Annotated in this window: 16 protein-coding genes; 15 read left to right on the forward strand and 1 reads right to left on the reverse strand. The window is 67.1% G+C overall.

Going from position 1 to position 18,527, the window contains the following annotated elements:
* Positions 1 to 56: 56 nt before the first annotated feature.
* The 5 genes from ASF54_RS04425 to ASF54_RS04445 are packed head-to-tail and all read left to right on the forward strand — an operon-like array spanning position 57 to position 6,305.
* Entirely contained in the window at positions 57 to 1,343 is a 1,287-nt protein-coding gene (locus ASF54_RS04425) for an extracellular solute-binding protein (RefSeq protein WP_442855772.1), read from the forward strand.
* A 10-nt stretch (positions 1,344 to 1,353) separates the two neighbouring features.
* Complete coding sequence (locus tag ASF54_RS04430) at positions 1,354 to 2,289, forward strand: carbohydrate ABC transporter permease (RefSeq protein ID WP_055959270.1); 936 nt, start codon at positions 1,354 to 1,356, stop codon at positions 2,287 to 2,289.
* A complete protein-coding gene (locus ASF54_RS04435; protein ID WP_055959272.1) occupies positions 2,289 to 3,122 on the forward strand; it encodes a carbohydrate ABC transporter permease in 834 nt (277 codons plus the stop codon). Before ASF54_RS04430 ends, ASF54_RS04435 begins: the two co-directional genes overlap by 1 nt.
* Positions 3,123 to 3,168: 46 nt before the next feature.
* Positions 3,169 to 4,233 (forward strand): glycoside hydrolase family 130 protein, encoded by a 1,065-nt coding sequence (locus tag ASF54_RS04440; protein WP_055959274.1) that lies wholly within the window; start codon positions 3,169 to 3,171, stop codon positions 4,231 to 4,233.
* A complete protein-coding gene (locus tag ASF54_RS04445; RefSeq protein ID WP_055959275.1) occupies positions 4,230 to 6,305 on the forward strand; it encodes a hypothetical protein in 2,076 nt (691 codons plus the stop codon). Before ASF54_RS04440 ends, ASF54_RS04445 begins: the two co-directional genes overlap by 4 nt.
* A gap of 129 nt (positions 6,306 to 6,434) precedes the next feature.
* Here ASF54_RS04445 and ASF54_RS04450 read toward each other — a convergent pair whose 3' ends face one another.
* Positions 6,435 to 7,226 (reverse strand): glucose 1-dehydrogenase, encoded by a 792-nt coding sequence (locus ASF54_RS04450; RefSeq protein WP_055959277.1) that lies wholly within the window; start codon positions 7,224 to 7,226, stop codon positions 6,435 to 6,437.
* 239 nt (positions 7,227 to 7,465) lie between these two features.
* Between ASF54_RS04450 and ASF54_RS04455 the strand changes: the two genes are divergently transcribed.
* The 10 genes from ASF54_RS04455 (at position 7,466) to ASF54_RS04500 (ending at position 18,523) form a co-directional block, all read left to right on the forward strand.
* Positions 7,466 to 8,266 carry a GntR family transcriptional regulator gene (locus tag ASF54_RS04455; protein ID WP_055959279.1) on the forward strand — a complete coding sequence of 267 codons (801 nt, stop codon included), beginning with the start codon at positions 7,466 to 7,468 and terminating at the stop codon, positions 8,264 to 8,266.
* 151 nt (positions 8,267 to 8,417) lie between these two features.
* Positions 8,418 to 9,335, forward strand: a complete 918-nt coding sequence (locus ASF54_RS04460; RefSeq protein ID WP_157510024.1) for an ABC transporter permease — start codon at positions 8,418 to 8,420, stop codon at positions 9,333 to 9,335.
* Entirely contained in the window at positions 9,332 to 10,201 is an 870-nt protein-coding gene (locus ASF54_RS04465; RefSeq protein ID WP_055959283.1) for an ABC transporter permease, read from the forward strand. Before ASF54_RS04460 ends, ASF54_RS04465 begins: the two co-directional genes overlap by 4 nt.
* Before the next feature lie 98 nt (positions 10,202 to 10,299).
* Entirely contained in the window at positions 10,300 to 11,820 is a 1,521-nt protein-coding gene (locus ASF54_RS04470; RefSeq protein ID WP_055959284.1) for an ABC transporter substrate-binding protein, read from the forward strand.
* A 9-nt stretch (positions 11,821 to 11,829) separates the two neighbouring features.
* Complete coding sequence (locus ASF54_RS04475) at positions 11,830 to 12,504, forward strand: cysteine hydrolase family protein (RefSeq protein WP_055959286.1); 675 nt, start codon at positions 11,830 to 11,832, stop codon at positions 12,502 to 12,504.
* 3 nt (positions 12,505 to 12,507) lie between these two features.
* Entirely contained in the window at positions 12,508 to 14,163 is a 1,656-nt protein-coding gene (locus ASF54_RS04480; RefSeq protein ID WP_055959288.1) for a dipeptide ABC transporter ATP-binding protein, read from the forward strand.
* Between the two features lie 2 nt (positions 14,164 to 14,165).
* Positions 14,166 to 14,858: a flavin reductase family protein gene (locus tag ASF54_RS04485; protein WP_055959290.1), complete on the forward strand. Its 693-nt coding sequence runs from the start codon at positions 14,166 to 14,168 to the stop codon at positions 14,856 to 14,858.
* A gap of 128 nt (positions 14,859 to 14,986) precedes the next feature.
* The gene (locus tag ASF54_RS04490) at positions 14,987 to 16,303 is read left to right on the forward strand and encodes an NtaA/DmoA family FMN-dependent monooxygenase (protein ID WP_055959291.1); all 1,317 of its coding nucleotides are present in this window, start codon (positions 14,987 to 14,989) and stop codon (positions 16,301 to 16,303) included.
* A 37-nt stretch (positions 16,304 to 16,340) separates the two neighbouring features.
* Positions 16,341 to 17,654 (forward strand): NtaA/DmoA family FMN-dependent monooxygenase, encoded by a 1,314-nt coding sequence (locus tag ASF54_RS04495; protein WP_055959293.1) that lies wholly within the window; start codon positions 16,341 to 16,343, stop codon positions 17,652 to 17,654.
* 32 nt (positions 17,655 to 17,686) lie between these two features.
* Positions 17,687 to 18,523, forward strand: coding sequence for an alpha/beta fold hydrolase (locus ASF54_RS04500; protein ID WP_055959295.1), 837 nt, complete (start codon positions 17,687 to 17,689; stop codon positions 18,521 to 18,523).
* Positions 18,524 to 18,527 lie beyond the last annotated feature (4 nt).

Raw genomic sequence — 18,527 nt, forward strand, 5'->3', positions numbered from 1 at the left:
TCGGCTTTCGGTCGGCGAGCGAAGCCGCCCGCCTGGTCACCACTGGAGGAGACATCGTGCAACGACGCACAAAGTTCATCGGCGCGGCCGTAGTCGCAGCAGCAATGATCGGCCTGACCGCGTGCAGCGGCGGCGGAAGCAGCAGCGGATCGCTCACCGCCAAGGGCCCCATCAAGATCTGGTACTCGAACAACGAGCAGGAGGTCGCCTGGGGCAAGGCGACCGTGGCCGCGTGGAACAAAGACCACCCTGACGAAAAGGTCACCGGCCAGGAGATCCCCGCCGGCAAGACCTCCGAAGAGGTCATCGGCGCCTCCATCACCGCTGGCAACTCGCCCTGCCTGGTCTACAACACCGCCCCCTCGGCCGTCGGCCAGTGGGTGAAGCAGGGGGGCATGGTCGACCTGTCGAAGTTCTCGGACGGCGCGAAGTACATCGAGGCGCGCTCAGGATCCCAGGCGGACCAGTACAAGGACGCCGACGGCGAGTACTACCAGTTCCCCTGGAAGTCGAACCCCGTGATGATCTTCTACAACAAAGACCTGTTCAAGAAGGCCGGCCTCGACGCCGACAACCCCAAGCTCTCGACCTACGCCGACTTCACTGCGACGGCGAAGACACTCGTCGACAAGGGCGTCGCCCCGAACGCGATCCTGCCGGCACCGACGAGTGAGTTCTTCCAGATGTCGTTCGACTTCTACCCGCTCTACGCGGCGGAGTCGGGCGGCACCCAGCTCGTCAAAGACGGCAAGTCGACCTTCAACGACCAGGCCGGCTACGACGCCGCGAACTTCTGGCGCACCCTCTACGCCGACAAGCTCGCCGGTCAGGAGAAGTACCAGGGCGACGCCTTCGCCGATGGCAAGGCCGCCATGGCGATCGTCGGGCCCTGGGCCGTCTCGGTCTACAAAGACGTCAACTGGGGTTCCGTGCCCGTGCCGACGAAGAACGGCACCGCCGCCGACAAGACCTACACGTTCAGCGACGCGAAGAACGTCGGCATGTTCACCGCTTGCCAGAACCAGGGCACGGCGTGGGACTTCCTGAAGTTCTCGACGAGCACCGGCAACGACCAGAAGTTCCTCGAGACCACCGGCCAGATGCCGATGCGCACCGACCTGGCCACCACCTACGCCGACTACTTCTCGAAGAACCCGTCGTACAAGCTCTTCGGCGACCAGGCCAGCCGCACCGTCGAGGTGCCGTCCGGCCCCAACACCGTTGCCGAGATGCAGGCCTTCCGCGACGCGTGGAGCGACTCGGTCATCTTCGGCAAGGGCGACGTCAAGACCTCGCTCGACGACGCCGCGACGAAGATCGATCAGCTCGCCGCCGAGAAGTGACGGTGACCCGGTGACCACCACCACCGGCGGCGCTGAGACAGCGCCCTCGACGATCGCCAAGCGTCGGGGGCCGCGGATCCTGGGCAAGCACCCGCTCGGCCTCCTCTTCAGTGCGCCCTACCTCGTGTTCGTGCTCGTCGTCTTCGCCTACCCCCTGGTGTACGCGGTCTACATCGCGTTCCACGACTACTTCTTCACGGCACCGGGGGCGGTCGTCGACCGCCCCTTCGTGGGGTTGGCGAACTTCGTCGACGCCTTCACTGATCCCGACGTGATCCGGTCGTTCGGCAACGTCGGCATCTTCTTGATCATCAACGTGCCGCTCACGGTCGTGCTCAGCATCGTGCTGGCGTCGGGGCTCAACAAGGTCACCCACCTCAAAGCGTTCTACCGGGTGGCCTACTACATCCCCTACCTGACGGCGAGTGTCGCGGTCGTCGCGGTCTGGCTGTTCCTGTTCAACGGCTCGGGCCTCGTCAATCAGATCCTCGGCCCGTTGGCGCCCAGTCCGTCGTGGCTGATCAACTCGCACTGGGCCATGCCGTCGATCGCCCTGTTCGTCACCTGGAAGCAGATGGGCTTCTACATCCTGCTGTACCTGGCAGCCCTGCAGAACGTGCCGAACGAGCTGTACGAGGCGGCGTCGACCGACGGTGCCGGAGCGATCCGCAAGTTCTTCTCCGTCACCGTTCCCGGCGTGCGCCCCGCGACCGTCCTGGTGCTGCTGGTCTCGACGGTCACCGGCGCGAACCTCTTCACCGAGCCGTACCTCCTGACCAACGGCGGCGGGCCGAACGGCGCCTCGACGTCGCCCGTGCTGCTGATGTACCAAAAGGGCATCGAGCAGGGTCACCCCGACGAGGCGAGTGCCATCGGCGTCGTGCTGGTCGTGCTGGTGCTCGTGATCGCCCTGCTCCAGAACCGATTCGCGGGAGGAAAAGACTGATGTCGAAGTTCCAAGCCACCCTGCGGAGCGCAGTGCTCGCCCTCGGCGCCCTCGTCTTCCTGTTCCCCTTCTACTACATGATCATCGGATCGCTGCAGACGAAGCAGGATGCCAGTCTCGGCGGCGCTTTTCCGCATCCGAGCAACATCACCGGGGCGAACTACTCCGCGATCAACGATCGGATCAACCTCTTCTCGGGGCTGCTCAACTCGGGCATCTTCACGGCCGGGGTGCTGGTCTGCACGCTGATCTTCGGGGTGCTCGTCGGCTACTCGCTCGCCGTGCTGCAGTGGCGGGGCCGAGGCGTCACTTTCGCTCTCGCCCTGCTCGTGCAGGTAGTCCCGTTCCAGTTGTTGATCATCCCGCTCTACGTGCTCATCACCCGCACGTATGGGCTGGGCGACAACTACTTGGGCATGATCCTGCCGTTCGCGATCAACTCGACGGCCGTGATCATCTTCCGCCAGTACTTCCTGCAGCTGCCGAAAGAGCTGTTCGAGGCCGCGCGGATCGACGGGGCGAACGAGTTCGTGCTCCTCTGGCGAATCGCGCTCCCCCTGGTGCGCCCGGCTCTCGTGACAGCGGCACTGCTGACCTTCATCGGCCCGTGGAACGAGTTCCTCTGGCCCTTCCTCATCACGAAGCAGGCCAGCATGCAGCCCCTTGCCGTCTCGCTCGCCAACTACATCTCGAACGTGGCCGCCACCGCGTCCAACCCGTTCGGTGCGACGCTCGCCGGCGCCGTGGTGCTCGCCGCACCCGTCGTCGTGCTGTTCATCGTGTTCCAGCGCTACTTCATCTCGACCGACGTGGGGTCGAGCGTCAAGGGCTGACCGGCCCGCTTCCGACCCTCGAATCCCACCCACCTGGAGAACTCCCATGACCGATGCATTTCCCTACCGTCTCTCCCGCCAGGGCGTCGTGATGACGCCCGAGCCCGGCAACGCCCTCGAGGTCGAGGGCGTCCTGAACCCCGGCTCGGGCCGCACGCCAGACGGCGCCCTCCACCTCCTCCCGCGCATGGTCGCCGAAGGCAACGTCTCGCGCGTCGGCCTGGCCAAGGTCGTCATCGAAGACGGCGTGCCCGTCGCTGTCGAACGCGACGGCATCGTGCTCGAACCCGACCGCGGGTGGGAGCGCGGTGCCACGCACGCGGGCGTCGAAGACCCCCGAGTGACGAGGATCCCGGAGCTCGACCTCGACGTGATGACCTACGTCGCCTACGGCCCCCTCGGACCTCGCACCGCCGTCGCCGTGTCGAGCGACCTCCGCGAGTGGCGCCGACTCGGCCCGGTCACCTTCGACTACGACGACACCCTCGACATGGACCTCGGTCTGTTCCACAACAAAGACACCGTGTTCTTCCCCGAGCCGGTCACCGCCCCCGATGGCGTGCGCTCGTTCGCCGTGCTGCACCGGCCGATGTGGGACATCGGCGAGACCGCACCGGGCGAGGGCATTCGCGTGCCCCGCGGCACCACCGACACCCGCCAGAGCATCTGGATCAGCTACGTCTCGGTCGACGACGTGGCCCGCGACATCACGAACCTCACCCGCTGGGGTCAGCACCGATTCCTCGCCGGACCCGAGTTCCCGTTCGAGGAGCTCAAGATCGGCGGCGGCCCCGCACCCCTCCGGGTGCCCGAGGGCTGGCTGCTCCTGCACCACGGCGTCACCGGCACGATCGACAGTGCCTTCGCGCAGCAGAAGAACGTGAACTACGCGGCAGGCGGGATGATTCTCGACGCCGCGGATCCTTCTGTCGTCCTCTCGCGCAGCACCGAGCCGCTCCTCGCTCCCGCCACCGCCGACGAGACCGGTGGCATCGTGCCGAACGTCGTGTTCCCCACCGCGATCGAAGAGATCGACGGCAGGCACTTCGTCTTCTACGGAATGGGCGACTCCAAAATCGGCGTCGCACTCCTCGAGCGGGTCGCCTCGTGACCGCGTCGCGCACGACCTTCAGGATCCGGGCCCTCGCAGCGATCGGCACGGTCGCCCTCGCCGCCGGGGCCGGGCTCACCGCCGCCTCCCCCGCGATCGCGAGCGCCCCGGATCCTCGTCCTGCCGCGAGCACCCCGACGGCTCGGCTCACCAATCTCGCGCACCTCGACTACCTGCTCGATCAGACGACTCCCCCGGCGACGGCGGGCCACACCACCTACGCCCTCGACTCGCAGCCGACGCTCACCATGCCGTGGGTGTACGCCGATGCACGGCCCGGCAACACGTTCGAACGGGTCGGCGGCGGGCCGCTCGACCCGGCGACCGGGCACTGGGGTCAGGGGTCGTACGACTCCGACGACGTGTCGCGTGCGGCCGTCGTCTACCTGCGCGACTGGAAGCAGACCGGCTCGGCGTCGAGCCGTGAGAAGGCGTACGAGCTGCTGAGGTCGACGGCGTATTTCCAGACGACCTCGGGGCCGGACGCCGGCAACGTGGTGCTGTGGATGCAGCCCGACGGCACGCTCAACCCGAGCCCGGTGCCCGTCGAGCTCCCGAACCCCTCGGACAGCGGCAACAGCTACTGGCTGGCACGCACGCTCTGGGCCTACGGCGAGGGGTACGCGGCGTTCAAGTCGACCGACCCGGCCTTCGCCTCGTTCTTGCAGGACCGCCTGCAGCTCGGAGTGAGGGCTCTCGAGCGCTCGACACTGGCCTCCTACGGCAGGTACGGAGTGGCCGACGGTACTCGTGTGCCGAGCTGGCTCATCGTCGGTAGTGCCGGCGCCTCGGCCGAGGCCGTGCTGGGTCTCGCCGCCTACTCGAAGGCAGCACCCCACGATCGCCCGGCCCGCTCGGCACTCTCAGAGCTCTCCGAGGGGATCGCCGCGATGGGATCCTCCCGTTCCGCCGCCGTTGCGGTGCAGAAGTGGCCGTACGGGGCGATCCTGCCCGAGACGAAGTCGCGGTCACAGTTCCACTCGTGGGCGTCACAGATGCCGGCTGCTCTCGCCGAGGCATCGGTCGTGCTGAAGAAGCCGTCGCTGCTCCAGCCCGCCGTCACCGACTCGGTGGCGTTCTCGTCGACGCTGTTGACCTCGACCGGTCCGATCAACGGCTTCTCGCCCGCGCCGACCGACACGACGCAGATCGCCTACGGGGCCGACTCTCGACTTCAGTCGCTCCTCGCCACCGCGGATGCGGCGCACAGCCCCGGCATCGAGCAGCTCGCCGGCCTCATGGCGAGCTGGTACTTCGGCAACAACACCTCGGGCAAGCCGACCTACGACCCCGCCACCGGCGTCACCTTCGATGGCGTGCAGCCGACCGGCTCGGTCAACACCGGATCGGGAGCCGAGTCGACCATCCACGGCCTCCTGTCGATGATCGCGCTCGATGCGCACCCTCGCGTGTCGGCCTTGGCGCAGTCGGCTTCGACCGTCGTCTCGCGTGACGGACTCAGTGTCGTCGAGGCGGAGAAGGCGACCGCCACCACCGGAACCGTCGTCACCCCGACCTCGGCCTCCGACGGCGAGTCGCAGCTCAGCGGCGGCTCCGAGCTCGCGCTCGATCGCGGTGAGACGGCGACGTTCGCCGTGCCCGCCACGGCCTCGGGTGGTGCACGTCACATCGATCCGGTCATCGCGATGCCGACGGGGTCTGCTCCGGTGGCGCTGTGGACGGGCTCGACGAAGCGAACACCGCTCGGCGTGACCCGTGCCACCGTCGGTGCGCAGGGAGTCACCCCGGTGCCGGGTGCTCTTCTGCCCGCCTCGCTGCTGCTGCCGCTGCGCGGATCGGCGACCTCGGTGTCGGTGCGTGCCCTCAGCGGGACGACGACCGTCGACGCGCTGCTCGTGCGGCCGCTCGTCTCGCGGGTCGTGCTCTCGGGAGCCGGTGACAATCGGTCGGAGCTCGTCCAGTCGACGTCGCTGCTCCCCCAGCGCGCGACGATCGGCAGCCGAGGATCCACGGTGCGCACCTACGACGACAAGGGTCGCCTCAAGCAGACACTCACGGGCGAGCGCAGCATCTACCTCCCGGCCGGAGGCTTCGCCGTCGCCACCCGCTGACCCGCTGGTCGCGCCGCGTCCGCTCCCCGCGCCGTACACCGAGTGCCGCCAAATGCCCCTCTGCTGCTTCCAGCTCGGGCAAATGGCGGCACTCGGCACCCGGGGCGGGGGTTGGGCGGGGCGGGGCTGTCAGTACTTGATCGACTGGCCGCCGTCGATCGGCAGCACCGTCGCGTTCACGTATGAGGCGTCGTCCGACAGCAGGAACGCGACGACCGACGCGATCTCGTTCGCCTCGCCGTAGCGCTTCGTCGGGTTGATCTGAATGAACTCCTCGGCAGCTTTGCGGGGGTCGTCGGCGTTGAGCTGCTTCATCGAGTTCTCGACCATCGGGGTCCAGATGGCGCCGGGTGCGATCGCGTTGATACGGATGCCGAACTGGCCGTACTCGATGGCGGAGTTGCGGGTGAGGCCGACGACGCCGTGCTTTGCTGCGGCGTAGCCCGACTGGTTGCCGATGCCGGTGATGCCCCCGACGCTGGCCGTGTTGACGACCATGCCGGATCCTTGTTCGCGCATGATCTTCAGGACCTTCTCGAGGCCGAGGAACACGCCGCGGAGGTTGATGGCGACGACCTTGTCGAACTCGTCGGCGCTGAAGTTCTCGGTGAGGTTCTGACGACCCTCGATACCGGCGTTGTTGAAGAAGCCGTCGATGCGGCCGAAGCGCTCGAGTGTCGCTTTGACATAGGCGTCGACGTCGGCCTCCTTCGAGACGTCGGCGAGGGTGGTGAGAACCTCGGCCTCGGGCGTCGCCTCGAGGACGGCGGCCTTCGACTCGTCGAGGCCCTTCTGCGAGATGTCGACGAGGGCGAGCTTCGCTCCCTCGGCGGCGAGACGGAGGGCGGTGGCGCGACCGAGGCCGGATCCGCCTCCGGTGATGAGGACGACGCGGCCGGTGAATCGGGTGCTGCTGGGCATGGCTGTGTTTCTCCTGCTTCGACGATGAAGGGCTCGGAGCGGTGTGGTGCGGCGAGTCCGGCTCTCTTGGGGGGAGTCGGCTTTATGCTACACCTGTTGCCTTGACTGCCTCCCGATGCGCCTGTCTCCAGGCGCAATGAGACGGAAACACAATCGGCCTCTAGCCGACACGCGTCGCACGTATGCTCGCCCCACCGAGGGTCGCGCCCGACGTGGGAGATCCGGGCTGGAGAATCGCGATGCAGACTCAGACCGAACTGACAGAAGCCATCGGCCGCGCTCGAGCGGGCAGCCGGCAGCGGATGCGCGACATCCTCCAGTCATCGCCGCGGCGAGCGCACGTCCTCCTTCGGGCCAGCATTCGTCGTGGGCTCCTTGCCACGGGGAGGCCGGTCGAAGAGCAGAGCCTCATCATGTCGATGATGATGAGTCGAAACAGCATTCGATCCGCGCTGGTCCAACTCGGACAGGAAGGGCTCATCGAACGGCGACAGCGAGTCGGCACGAGCGTCGTCGCCTCCATCTCCGAACTGCCCCTGCTCGAGCTCCTCCCGGTCGGAGGCTGGACCCGAGCCCAGGAGGATCCCGAGCGGCCTTCCGTCCCCCTCGAGCTTTCGTTTCTCGAGAGAGGCATCGTCTTGGCGGACGAGCACATCCGGACGCGGCTGCAGCTCAACGGCGAGCACGTCTACATGAGGGAGGACCTCGTCAGTCGCGGGGGTGAGCCGATGGGGATCCTGGTCGGCTATTACCCGGCCGACGGCCCCGAGCCGACGGTCGAGATCGACCACGGACTCGACGCCCTCCGGCGTGTCGCGCTCTCCCACGTCGAGGCCACGGTCGAAGCCGTGAACTGCGATGAGCGCACGGCGAAGATGCTGGGTATTGCGGTCGGGGCGGCGGTCCTCGTCCGCGAGACGGTCGTCCACGGAGCCGACGGCCGTCCGAGCATGCTGGCCTACGGCCACTACCGGGGCGACCGCGTCGCGCTCTGGGCCAAGGACGACGGCGTCCCCGCGATGCGGAACGACGCCGTCTGACGAGTGCCCGGCCCACGGCGGAAACCCCTCCGATGCCCGCCAGGACAGCGATCCGCTCGGCGAAATCAACCGTTACGACCCCGACACGGCAGTGACTCAATCGGCCCATAGCGTCATCACCACGCCGTTCATCTCGAAGGAAGGATCGGACATGGTGCGCTTCATCGGATCCCGCTTGCTGCGGACCGTCATCACGATCTTCGCGGTGCTGACCTTCGCCTTCATCCTGGCTAGGCTCACCGGCGACCCGGTACGGCTCATGCTGCCCGACCAGGCCACCGACGACCAGGTGCAGGCCATGCGGCACACGCTCGGCCTCGACCGGCCGATCGTCGTGCAATACCTCCTCTTCCTGGCCGACGCCGCTCGGGGCGACCTCGGCGACTCGATCCGGCAGGGTCAGTCGGCTTTCGGACTCGTGCTCGAGCGGCTTCCGAACACGCTCGAGCTCGCCGTGACCTCCTTCGTCCTCGGCTTCGTCATCGCAGTGGCTCTGACGATCATCGCCGAGACGACCGGCAACCGCCGCCTCCGGAGCGCGATGCTCTGGCTTGCGACCATCCGGCAGGCCATCCCGCCGTATCTCTTCGGCATCCTGCTGGTTCTCGTCTTCTCGGTCTCGCTGGGCCTCCTTCCGGCTATCGGGCGAACGAGCTACGCCAGCTTCGTCCTGCCGGTCGCGACTATGGCGACCTTCGAGATCGCTCTCTACCTTCGGCTCCTGATGTCGTCGTTCGACGAATCCCGATCGCTCGACTACGTCCGGACGGCTCGTGCCAAGGGCGCCTCCCGAGCGAGGATCGTCGTTCGACACATGCTGCCGAATGCGCTCCTCCCCGTCATCACGATCGCCGGTATCAACCTCGGCGTGCTCATGGGCGGCACGGTCGTATTGGAGATGGTCTTCAACTGGCCGGGACTCGGACGCCTCATCGTCCAGGGGGTCACCGACCGCGACTACCCCATAGTCCAGGCGGGTGTCGTGCTCATCGCCCTCCTGTTCGTCGTCGTCAATCTCGTCGTCGACCTGCTCTACGCGGTCCTCGACCCGCGAGTGAGGCTGTCATGACCCAGGCCACCACCCGACTCCGTTCGGGAACCCAGGCGAAGGCCCTCACCGCGGGTCTCCTCGGGGCAGCCCCCTCGCTCGTCGTGGCCTCCGCCATGCTCGTGGTGGTCGCGCTGATCGTAATCGTCGTGCCGCTCCTCCCCGGCTTCGACGCCTACTCGCAGGATCTCTCGACCGTGAGGGAGCACCCCTTCTCGGACATGGCGCACCTGCTGGGGACGGACGCTCTCGGACGCGACGTCCTCGATCGGCTCTCGGTCGCGACGCGGACGTCTCTGATCGTGGCGTTCGGCGCCGTGCTCATCTCGATGACGCTCGGGCTGGCCGTGGGGCTTGTCTCGGGGTGGCGGCGGGGCCGCCTTGACGCCTTCCTGATGGGCGTTGCGGATATCCAGCTGTCGATTCCGGTTGTCCTGCTGCTCATCGTGGTCGTGGCCGCCGTCGGCTCGAGCACCGGACTCCTCGTCGTGATGCTCGGCCTCACGAACTGGGTCGGCTACGGTCGCGTCGCTCGGTCGATAGCCGTGTCGCTGCGCGAACGCGAGTTCGTCACCGCCGTCGTAGCTGCCGGTGGTTCGAGCTGGTGGATCATCACCCGCCATCTGCTTCCGCACGTCCTCCCCCAGGTCGTCATCCTCGCCGCCTTCGAGATCGGAACAGTCATCACGATCGAATCGTCCCTCTCGTTCATCGGCCTCGGGATCCAGCCGCCCACCCCGAGCCTCGGCGGGCTCATTGCCGACGGCAAGAACTACCTGCAGACCGACCCGGCTCTCGTGATCGTGCCCGCACTGATGATCCTGCTGGTCATCGGGGGCGTCCAGTTCGTCTCTCAGGGACTGACGGCCAGACGCGCAAGGCGCTGACCAGGATCCTGCACTCCCCTCTTTGACCCGACGTTCTATCGCAACAGGCAATCCCTCCTCCTTCTCTGCCCTCCCACCCGATCCTGAAGGGATCTTCCATGGCCCCAATCGCCCGACGCCTGCTCGCCGCAGTCGCGATCACCGGCACCGCAGCTCTCGTGCTCAGCGGCTGCGCCGACTTCTCGTCCGGTGGGTCCTCCACCAGCACGGACTCCGCCAGAACGACCGTGACGGCGGCCCTCGTGGGCGAGCCCTCGACGCTCGACCCCGTCTTCGACACCAACCTGCCGACCCTGAACGTGTTCCAGAACGTGTTCGATCAGCTCACGACCATCGATGCGGACGGCGCGGTCCAGCCGGGCCTCGCGACGAAATGGACCCACGACGAGGCGCTCACGACCTGGACCTTCACTCTGCGTTCCGACGCGAAGTTCTCCGACGACAGCCCGGTGACGGCCGACGACGTGGTCTACACCTACGAGACGGCGATGAAGAATCCCGAGTCGAACCTCGGCGGGTACATGACGGCGATCAAATCGCTGGAGGCGACGGATGACACGACCGTGGTCTTCCATCTCAAGGCCGCGTACGCCCCCTTCGACCGCCAGGTCACCCTGGTGTCGATCCTCCCGAAGGCGATCTACGAGGCGGAAGGCGCGAAGGCCTTCGGCCAGAAGCCGGTCGGTTCCGGGCCGTACGAGGTCGTCAAATGGACGCACGGCGACTCCATCACTCTGAAGAGGAACCCGGACTACTGGGGAGACAAGGGCAAGTACGAAAACGTGGTGCTTCAGTTCGTCCCGGACGAGACGACGCGGGCGAACTCCGTGCAGTCGGGTGACATCGACGTGGCGCTTCTCGGCCCGGCGAGCGTCTCGACCATCTCGTCGTCCGACGCAGCCGAAGTCGTGGACACGAAGTCGAATCGCGTCATCTACACCGGATTCAACGCAAAGGCGGAGTGGCTCGACGATCCTGATTTCCGCAAGGCCGTGAGCCTGGCGATCGACCGGAAGGCCATCTCGGAGAACCTCATGAGCGGCACCACGGAGCCGGCGAGCCAGCTGATCGCTTCGGTGACACAGGGCTACGACGCGTCGATCGAGCCGACTGAACAGGATGTGACGGAGGCCAAGAGGCTGGTCGCGGCTTCCGGCTACGACGGGTCGACGATCACGCTGAGCTACCCGACGACGACACTGCCTCAGATCCAGCAGCTCGCGCAGTCGGTCCAGCAGTATCTCGAGAAGGTCGGCATCGCCGTGAAGCTTGACGGCCAGGAGTTCTCTGCCTTCTCGGCCAACTGGTTCGCCGCCAAATTCGCCGGCCTCTACCTCTACGCCTTCGCACCGTCGGCACTCGACGCCGACCTGCCCCTCGAGATGCTGCTGAAGACCGGCGGCCAGGGTTACGTCTCCGACCCGCAGATCGACGCCCTCCTCTCCGACGAGCTGGCCGAGTCCGACGAGACAGCCCGCGACAAGGACATCGCCGACATCTCGAAAATCGTCGCAGCGAAGACGTACTACGCACCGCTCGTCGCCGACACCTATACGTACGGCGTCACGAAGGGTCTCGACTGGACCCCTCGTCCCAACGGCATGATCCTCTTCAACTAGGAGCCCCTCGTGAACACTCTGATCCCCACCGAGAACACCGCAGTCATCGTCGTCGACATGCAGCGCGCTTTCTTCGACGACGACGACTCACTGGGCCGCTCGGGAATCGACGTCAGCCCCCTCCGGCACGCGATCCCCGGCACCGTTGCTCTCGTCAATGCCGCCCGGGCAGCGGGCGTCCCCGTCATCTTCACCCGCTACGTCTACATGCCGGGCATGGTCGATTTCGGGGTCACACACGGAGCCCGAGCCGCCGACCGCATGGCCGCCAACTCGCTCGGCTACGGCACCGACGAGATCGCCCTCATCCCCGAGCTCGGCGTCCGGCCCGATGAGATCGTCATCGACAAGTCCCGTCCGAGCGCGTTCTACGGGACACGGCTCGAACCGGTGCTGACCGGCCTCGGCATCCGGAACATCGTGCTCTGCGGCGTGACGACGAACATCTGCGTCGAGTCCACGGCGAGAGATGCCGGCCAACGCGACTACTCGACCTACGTCGTGCGCGACGCCGTGGCCGAGTTCACGCCGGAACGGAACCACTTCGCCCTCTTCGGAATCGGCTGGTCGTTCGGCGACGTCGTCGATCTCGCGGATGTCGAGACGTCCTGGGGTCAGCCGGTCTCGTCGGCCGGCACGCCTCAGCCGACCGTCGCCGTGCCCATGCCGCTCGCCTCGGTCTGATCCGTGAGCGCTCTTCTCTCCGTCAACGACCTGGGCGTCTCCTTCACGACTCCGGCCGGTGAATTCGACGCGATCCGGCATGTGTCGTTCGACATCGCCGCGGGTGAGACCCTGGCGATCGTCGGCGAGTCGGGGTCCGGCAAGTCGACGACGGCGGCCAGCGTCAATCGGCTGCTCGCCGACAACGGGCGCATCTCGGGCGGCTCGATCGTGTTCGACGGGACCCCCATCCAGGATTCCGACGAACGGACGATGCGCAGGATCCGAGGGCGGGGCATCGGCCTCGTGCCCCAGGATCCCATGTCGAACCTCGATCCCATCCAGCGGGTCGGCACGCAGATCCGGGAGGCGCTCGAGGTGCACGGTCTCGCTAAGGGCGCGGCGGCCCGCTCGCGGGTCGTCGAGCTGCTCGAGATGGTCGGCATCCCGGAGCCGGAGAGACGAGCGCGGCAGTACCCGCACGAACTCTCGGGCGGTATGCGGCAGCGGATCCTGATCGCCATCGGGCTCGCCTGCCGCCCGAAGCTGCTCATCGCCGACGAGCCGACCAGCGCGCTCGACGTGACTGTGCAGCGCACGATCCTCGACGAGCTCGATCGGCTCACCACGGAGCTCGGCACCGCGGTTCTGCTCATCACGCACGACCTGCCACTGGCCGCGGAACGCGCCGACTCCATCGTCGTGCTCTACCGAGGCGACGTCGTGGAGCAGGGCGGCGCCACCGGGATCCTCGAGTCCCCGCAGCACGAATACACGCAACGCCTACTGGCGGCGGCACCCGACTTCGACTCGATACGCCTCGTCGCCGACCGCCCCGCTCCGGACTCCTCCGGCGGTGGAGTCGCGGAGGGGTCTGCGGCGCCGCTCGTGAGCCTCAGATCCGTCGGCAAGGAGTACCCGATCCGCAATGGCCTCTGGGGGGCCAAGACGCCCTTCGTCGCGGTCGAGGACTCGACCTTCGACATCGCGCGCGGCGAGACCGTCGCGGTCGTCGGAGGCTCAGGATCCGGCAAATCGACGACGGCCCGCCTCGTTCTGGGCCTGGAGGCGCCGACCCGCGGCACCATCGACTTCGACGGTGCCGACATCGGCTCGCTGCGGGGTGCTGAGCGCATGCGGTTCCGGAGCCGGGTCCAACCCGTGTTCCAGAACCCGTACGGATCGCTCGACGCCCGGTGGACAGTCCGCCGGAGCATCGAGGAGCCGATGATGCTCCACGGCGTCGGCGATGCCGCATCTCGGAAGGCCCGTGCACTGGAGCTCCTCGACCGGGTCGCCCTGACGTCGGCGACGGCGGACAAGCTCCCCACCGAGATGTCGGGTGGCCAGCTGCAGCGAGTCGCAATCGCTCGTGCCCTGGCACTCCGAACCGATCTGGTCGTTCTCGACGAGGCGGTATCCGCTCTCGACGTCGTCGTGCAGGAACAGATCCTCGAGCTCCTCGTCGAGCTGCAGAACGAGCTGGGCCTCGCCTATCTTTTCATCAGCCACGACCTCGCTGTCGTCCGACTTGTGGCGCACCGCGTTCACGTGATGGATCACGGGCGCATCGTCGAGTCCGGCACGCCGGATCAGATCTTCCACGCACCGGAGCACGACTACACCCGGTCCCTTCTCCAAGCCATCCCCGGTGGCGTCCCGGCCCCCCAGGAGGCGTGATCATGTACCTCGACACGGGCTCGGACCGGGTGGATTTCACCTGGATGATCAAGAACGCGGTCGTGCCGAGGCCGATCGCCTGGATCGGTTCGCTGTCGAGCACCGGCGGCTACAACCTGGCGCCCTATAGCTACTTCCAGCTCGTCACAATGGACCCGCCGATGCTCATGGTGTCGTTCACCGGACGCAAGGACTCCCTCGACAACATCCGTCACACCGGCGACTTCGTCGTGAACCTCGTCACAGACGGGTTGGAGGCCGAACAGACCGACACGGCGGCGCTCTTCGATGCCGACGTCGACGAGGCGGCGCTGCTCGGCCTCGCGACACTGCCGAGCACCGTGGTCGGACCACCGCGCCTCGCTCGCGCGAAGGTGGCTCTCGAGTGCCGCGCCACCGAGGAGAAGGCCATGCCGGGTGCAACTCTCGTCTTCGCCGAGGTCGTGGGCGTGCACGCCGATGACGCAGTGCTAGACGAGTCCGGCCGGATCGACATCGAACGCTACCGCCCGGTCGGGCGACTCGGTGGGTCGCTCTACACGACCATCACCTCCGCCTACCGGATCCCCGTGCCCCGAGCGGCCGAGGTCCTTGCGGGTCACCGGTCCGGCGTTTTGGCGGGAACGGTCGCCGATCGGACGACCGGCACCCCCGCGGTGTCGGCGAATAGCGCCGAGGGTCGCCAGAAGGCCTGATCAGAAGGCGGCCGCGACCGGATCCTGACCGCGAAATAAGACCCTCATCCGGTCGATCGCGGGGCGTAATGCTGCCCTGCTCGACTGGAGACCAGCTCCCCTCCCCTTCGACAACCTAGGAGAACCGCATGGCTGCTGCTCCGTTCCACCTCGCGTGGTTCACCCCGTTCAAGACCCCCGCCTGGAAGTCCCCCTGGGCCGCTGACACCCCGTTCACCTGGCTGAACGGCGAGTACTACGTCGACATGGCGAGGTCGCTCGAACGTGCGGGCTTCGACTTCATGATGTTCGAGGACTCCACTCTCGTCAGCGACACCTACGGCGGCAGCACCGAGAACGACCTGAAGCACGGATTGCACTCCCCGAAGGGCGACCCGGTCCCGCTGCTGCCGATGCTGGCGCAGGCGACCCGCGACATGGGATTCATCGCGACCATGTCGACCTCGTTCTACCCGCCGTTCATCCTCGCCCGCGTCATGGCCACGATGGACCATCTCACCAAGGGCCGAGTCGGCTGGAATGTCGTCACGAGCTCCGAGGATCTCGCCGCGCAGAACTATGGCCTCGAGGGCCTTCTGCCCCACGACGAGCGCTACCTCATGGCCGACGAGTACATCACGGTCGTCAAAGCGCTCTGGGATTCCTGGGAGCCCGGGGCGATCATCGCCGACCGCGACTCCGGTTACCTCGTGGACCACACCAAGGTCCACCCGATCCACCACGACGGCACCTACTTCCGGGTGCGCGGCCCTCTGAATCTCCCGGCGGGACCCCAGGGCCATCCCGTCATCTGTCAGGCCGGCGGCTCGCCGACCGGACGCGATTTCGCCTCCCGCCACGCGAACGTGCTGCTCTCCGCGCCGAAGGGCGTCGACGGCATGCGCGAATACCGCGACGACGTCCGCGCGCGCGCCGAGGGCCACGGACGGCGGGCCGACGACGTCAAGGTGATGTACATCATCCAGCCCGTCCTCGGCGAGACCGAGGCGGACGCACGCGAGCTCGCCCGACGGCGGAACGAGCTCACCCGGGAGCAGATCGAGACGATCCTCGGCATCATGTCGATCACCACGGAGGTCGACTTCAAGCAGTTCGACCTCGATCAGGAGCTCCCCGACGACGTGACGACCAACGGTCACCAGTCGGGGCTGGACCAGTTCCGGAAGCGCTCGAAGGGCAAGACGATCCGCGAGGCCATCATGGGCCAGCAGACCGAAGCGGTCGAGCTGGTGGGCACCCCGGCCTCGGTCGCCGAGCAGATGGACGAGGTCATGGAGACGGTCGGCGGCGACGGCTTCCTCATCCGCGGCGAACCGGTGCGAACGCATTCCCGTCGCTACGTCGATGAGATCGCGTCCGGGCTCGCACCGGAGCTCCGCAAGCGCGGCCTCATCCGCAGCGATTACGGCGAATCGACCTTCAAAGCCAACCTGGCGTCGTTCTGATGCGCCCCCGATCCGGCGAGACCTCGAGGAGCACCCCGTGACCGCATCCCCCTTCCACCTCGGCTGGTTCTGCAACGGCACATCGGTGCCGGCGTGGGCGCAGCCGTTCTCCGGCTCGATCGGCGACGACTGGCAGGACGCGCAGATCTTCGTCGACCTCGCACGTGCAATGGAACGAGCGAAGTTCGACTACGTACTCATCGAAGACAACACCTTCGTCGGTGACCGCTACGGCGACTCGATGGAGGTCTATCTCAAGTACGCCATGCAGGCGCCCCGCCAGGATCCGATGATCGTCGCGACCCTGCTTGCCCAGGCCACGGAGCGGCTCGGCATCATCGCCACTGCGGGCACCTTCGCCTACCACCCCTACCTCCTGGCGAGGATGGCCGGAACGCTCGATCAGCTCTCGAAAGGCCGCTTCGGGGTGAACGTCGTCACCGGCACCAGTGACCGGGCCCTCCAGAACTACGGGCACGACGGCATGGACGAGCACGACGCCCGGTACGACGTGGCCGAGGACTTCGTGATGGCGATGCTCTCGCTCTTCGACACGTGGGACGCCGATGCGGTGGTCGCCGACCGACGCACCAGCACCTTCGCCGACCACACCAAGGTGCGCCAGGCCGACCATCGCGGGGCGCACTACTCCACCCGCGGACCGCTCAACTCGGGCCCCGCGCCGCAGGGTCGACCAGTCATCTCGCAGGCGGGAGGATCACCCCGCGGCATCGAGTTCGCGTCTCAGTGTGCCGACACCATCGTCGCCATTCACGCGACCCCCGAGAAGGCTCGCGACTACCGAGAGCGCGTTCGCGCGGCCGCCGCCGCCAACGGCCGGGATCCCGACGAAATCAAGATCCTCTTCGGAATCTGGCCGATCGTGGGGTCGTCCGAAGAAGAGGCCAGGCAGAAGGCAGACGACCGGGTGCAGCTCGCGATGGACAACATCCAGATCCCGCTCGCGACCATGTCGAAGTCGACCGACATCGACTTCTCGACCGTACCTCTCGACACTCCGCTGGGAGAGCTCGACCTCTCGACCAACGGAACGCAGAACTTCGCGCTCTATCGCGAGAGGAACGCCTCATTGACTCTTCGCCAGGCGGTCGCACGCGAAGCGGGCGGTGCCGGTCCCAGCGTCGTCGGGTCGGTCGAGCAGGTGGCCGATCAACTCGAGCGATTCGCCGACATCGCCGGCGGCGACGGCTTCCTGATCGGGACGAACGGCGTCACCCGCCGATTCATCTCCGAGATCTGCGACGGACTCGTGCCCGAGCTGCAGCAACGCGGGCTGGTGCGCACCGAGTACGACCACGAGATGCTGCGCGACAACCTCCGCGCGTTCTGAATTACGCCCATCCAGGAGAAAGGCAGCACAGTATGCGCGGTTGCGTCGACACCGACTGGGGACAGATCCACTACCGGGCGGGAGGCGCCCCGATCAGCGAGGCGCGCAGGGTCGTCGCCCTCTTCCACGAGTCGCCCCGCACCTCGGCCGTCTATCAGCCCGTTCTCGAGAGCTTTCCCGACGACATCGCGGTGATCGCCTTCGACACTCCGGGCTTCGGACAGTCCGACGACGCACCCGAGGGCAGGCCGCTCTCCGACTACGCCACCGTGCTCCTTCAGGCCCTCGACGCTCTCGGCATCGACGAGTTCCTCCCCGTCGGCATGAAGACCGGCTCAGCCCTCGTCACCGCGATGGCCGTCGAGGCCGGCACGACGAGGATCCCGGGCGCCGTGCTCTACGCGCAGGAAGAACCCGATGACGACGCATTCGAGCACTGGGCCGCGAACTGGGCGCCGCCGGTCGAGTTCCCCGCCGACGGATCCACCCTGACCAGGCTCTACGCCAAGAACGTCGGCCTCTACGGCATCGACAACCCGAGGGTGCTCTACGAGGCGGTCGCCGACACCATCGCCAACGCCGATCGCTATGCCTCGGTCTACCCGGCAGTCTTCCGCGGCCACCGGCAGACGTGGGACGACATGCACGCCCTGGTTTCCGCCGGCGTGCACCTGACGATCCTTGAACCGCCGGTCGCCCGGTTCACCGAGACCGATCCGATCGTCTTCGGCGTCGTCCCCGGGACCCGGGTCGTGCGCATGCCGTCGACCGGTCAGTTCCCGGCGCTCGCCGCCGACGAGTTCGTCGCCGCCGTGGTCTCGGCGCTCGATGCGACGACCGAGAAGGGACGTCTCGCCGGGCCTGCTTGAGACC

The sequence above is a fragment of the Frondihabitans sp. Leaf304 genome (assembly GCF_001423105.1).
Lineage (GTDB): Bacteria > Actinomycetota > Actinomycetes > Actinomycetales > Microbacteriaceae > Frondihabitans.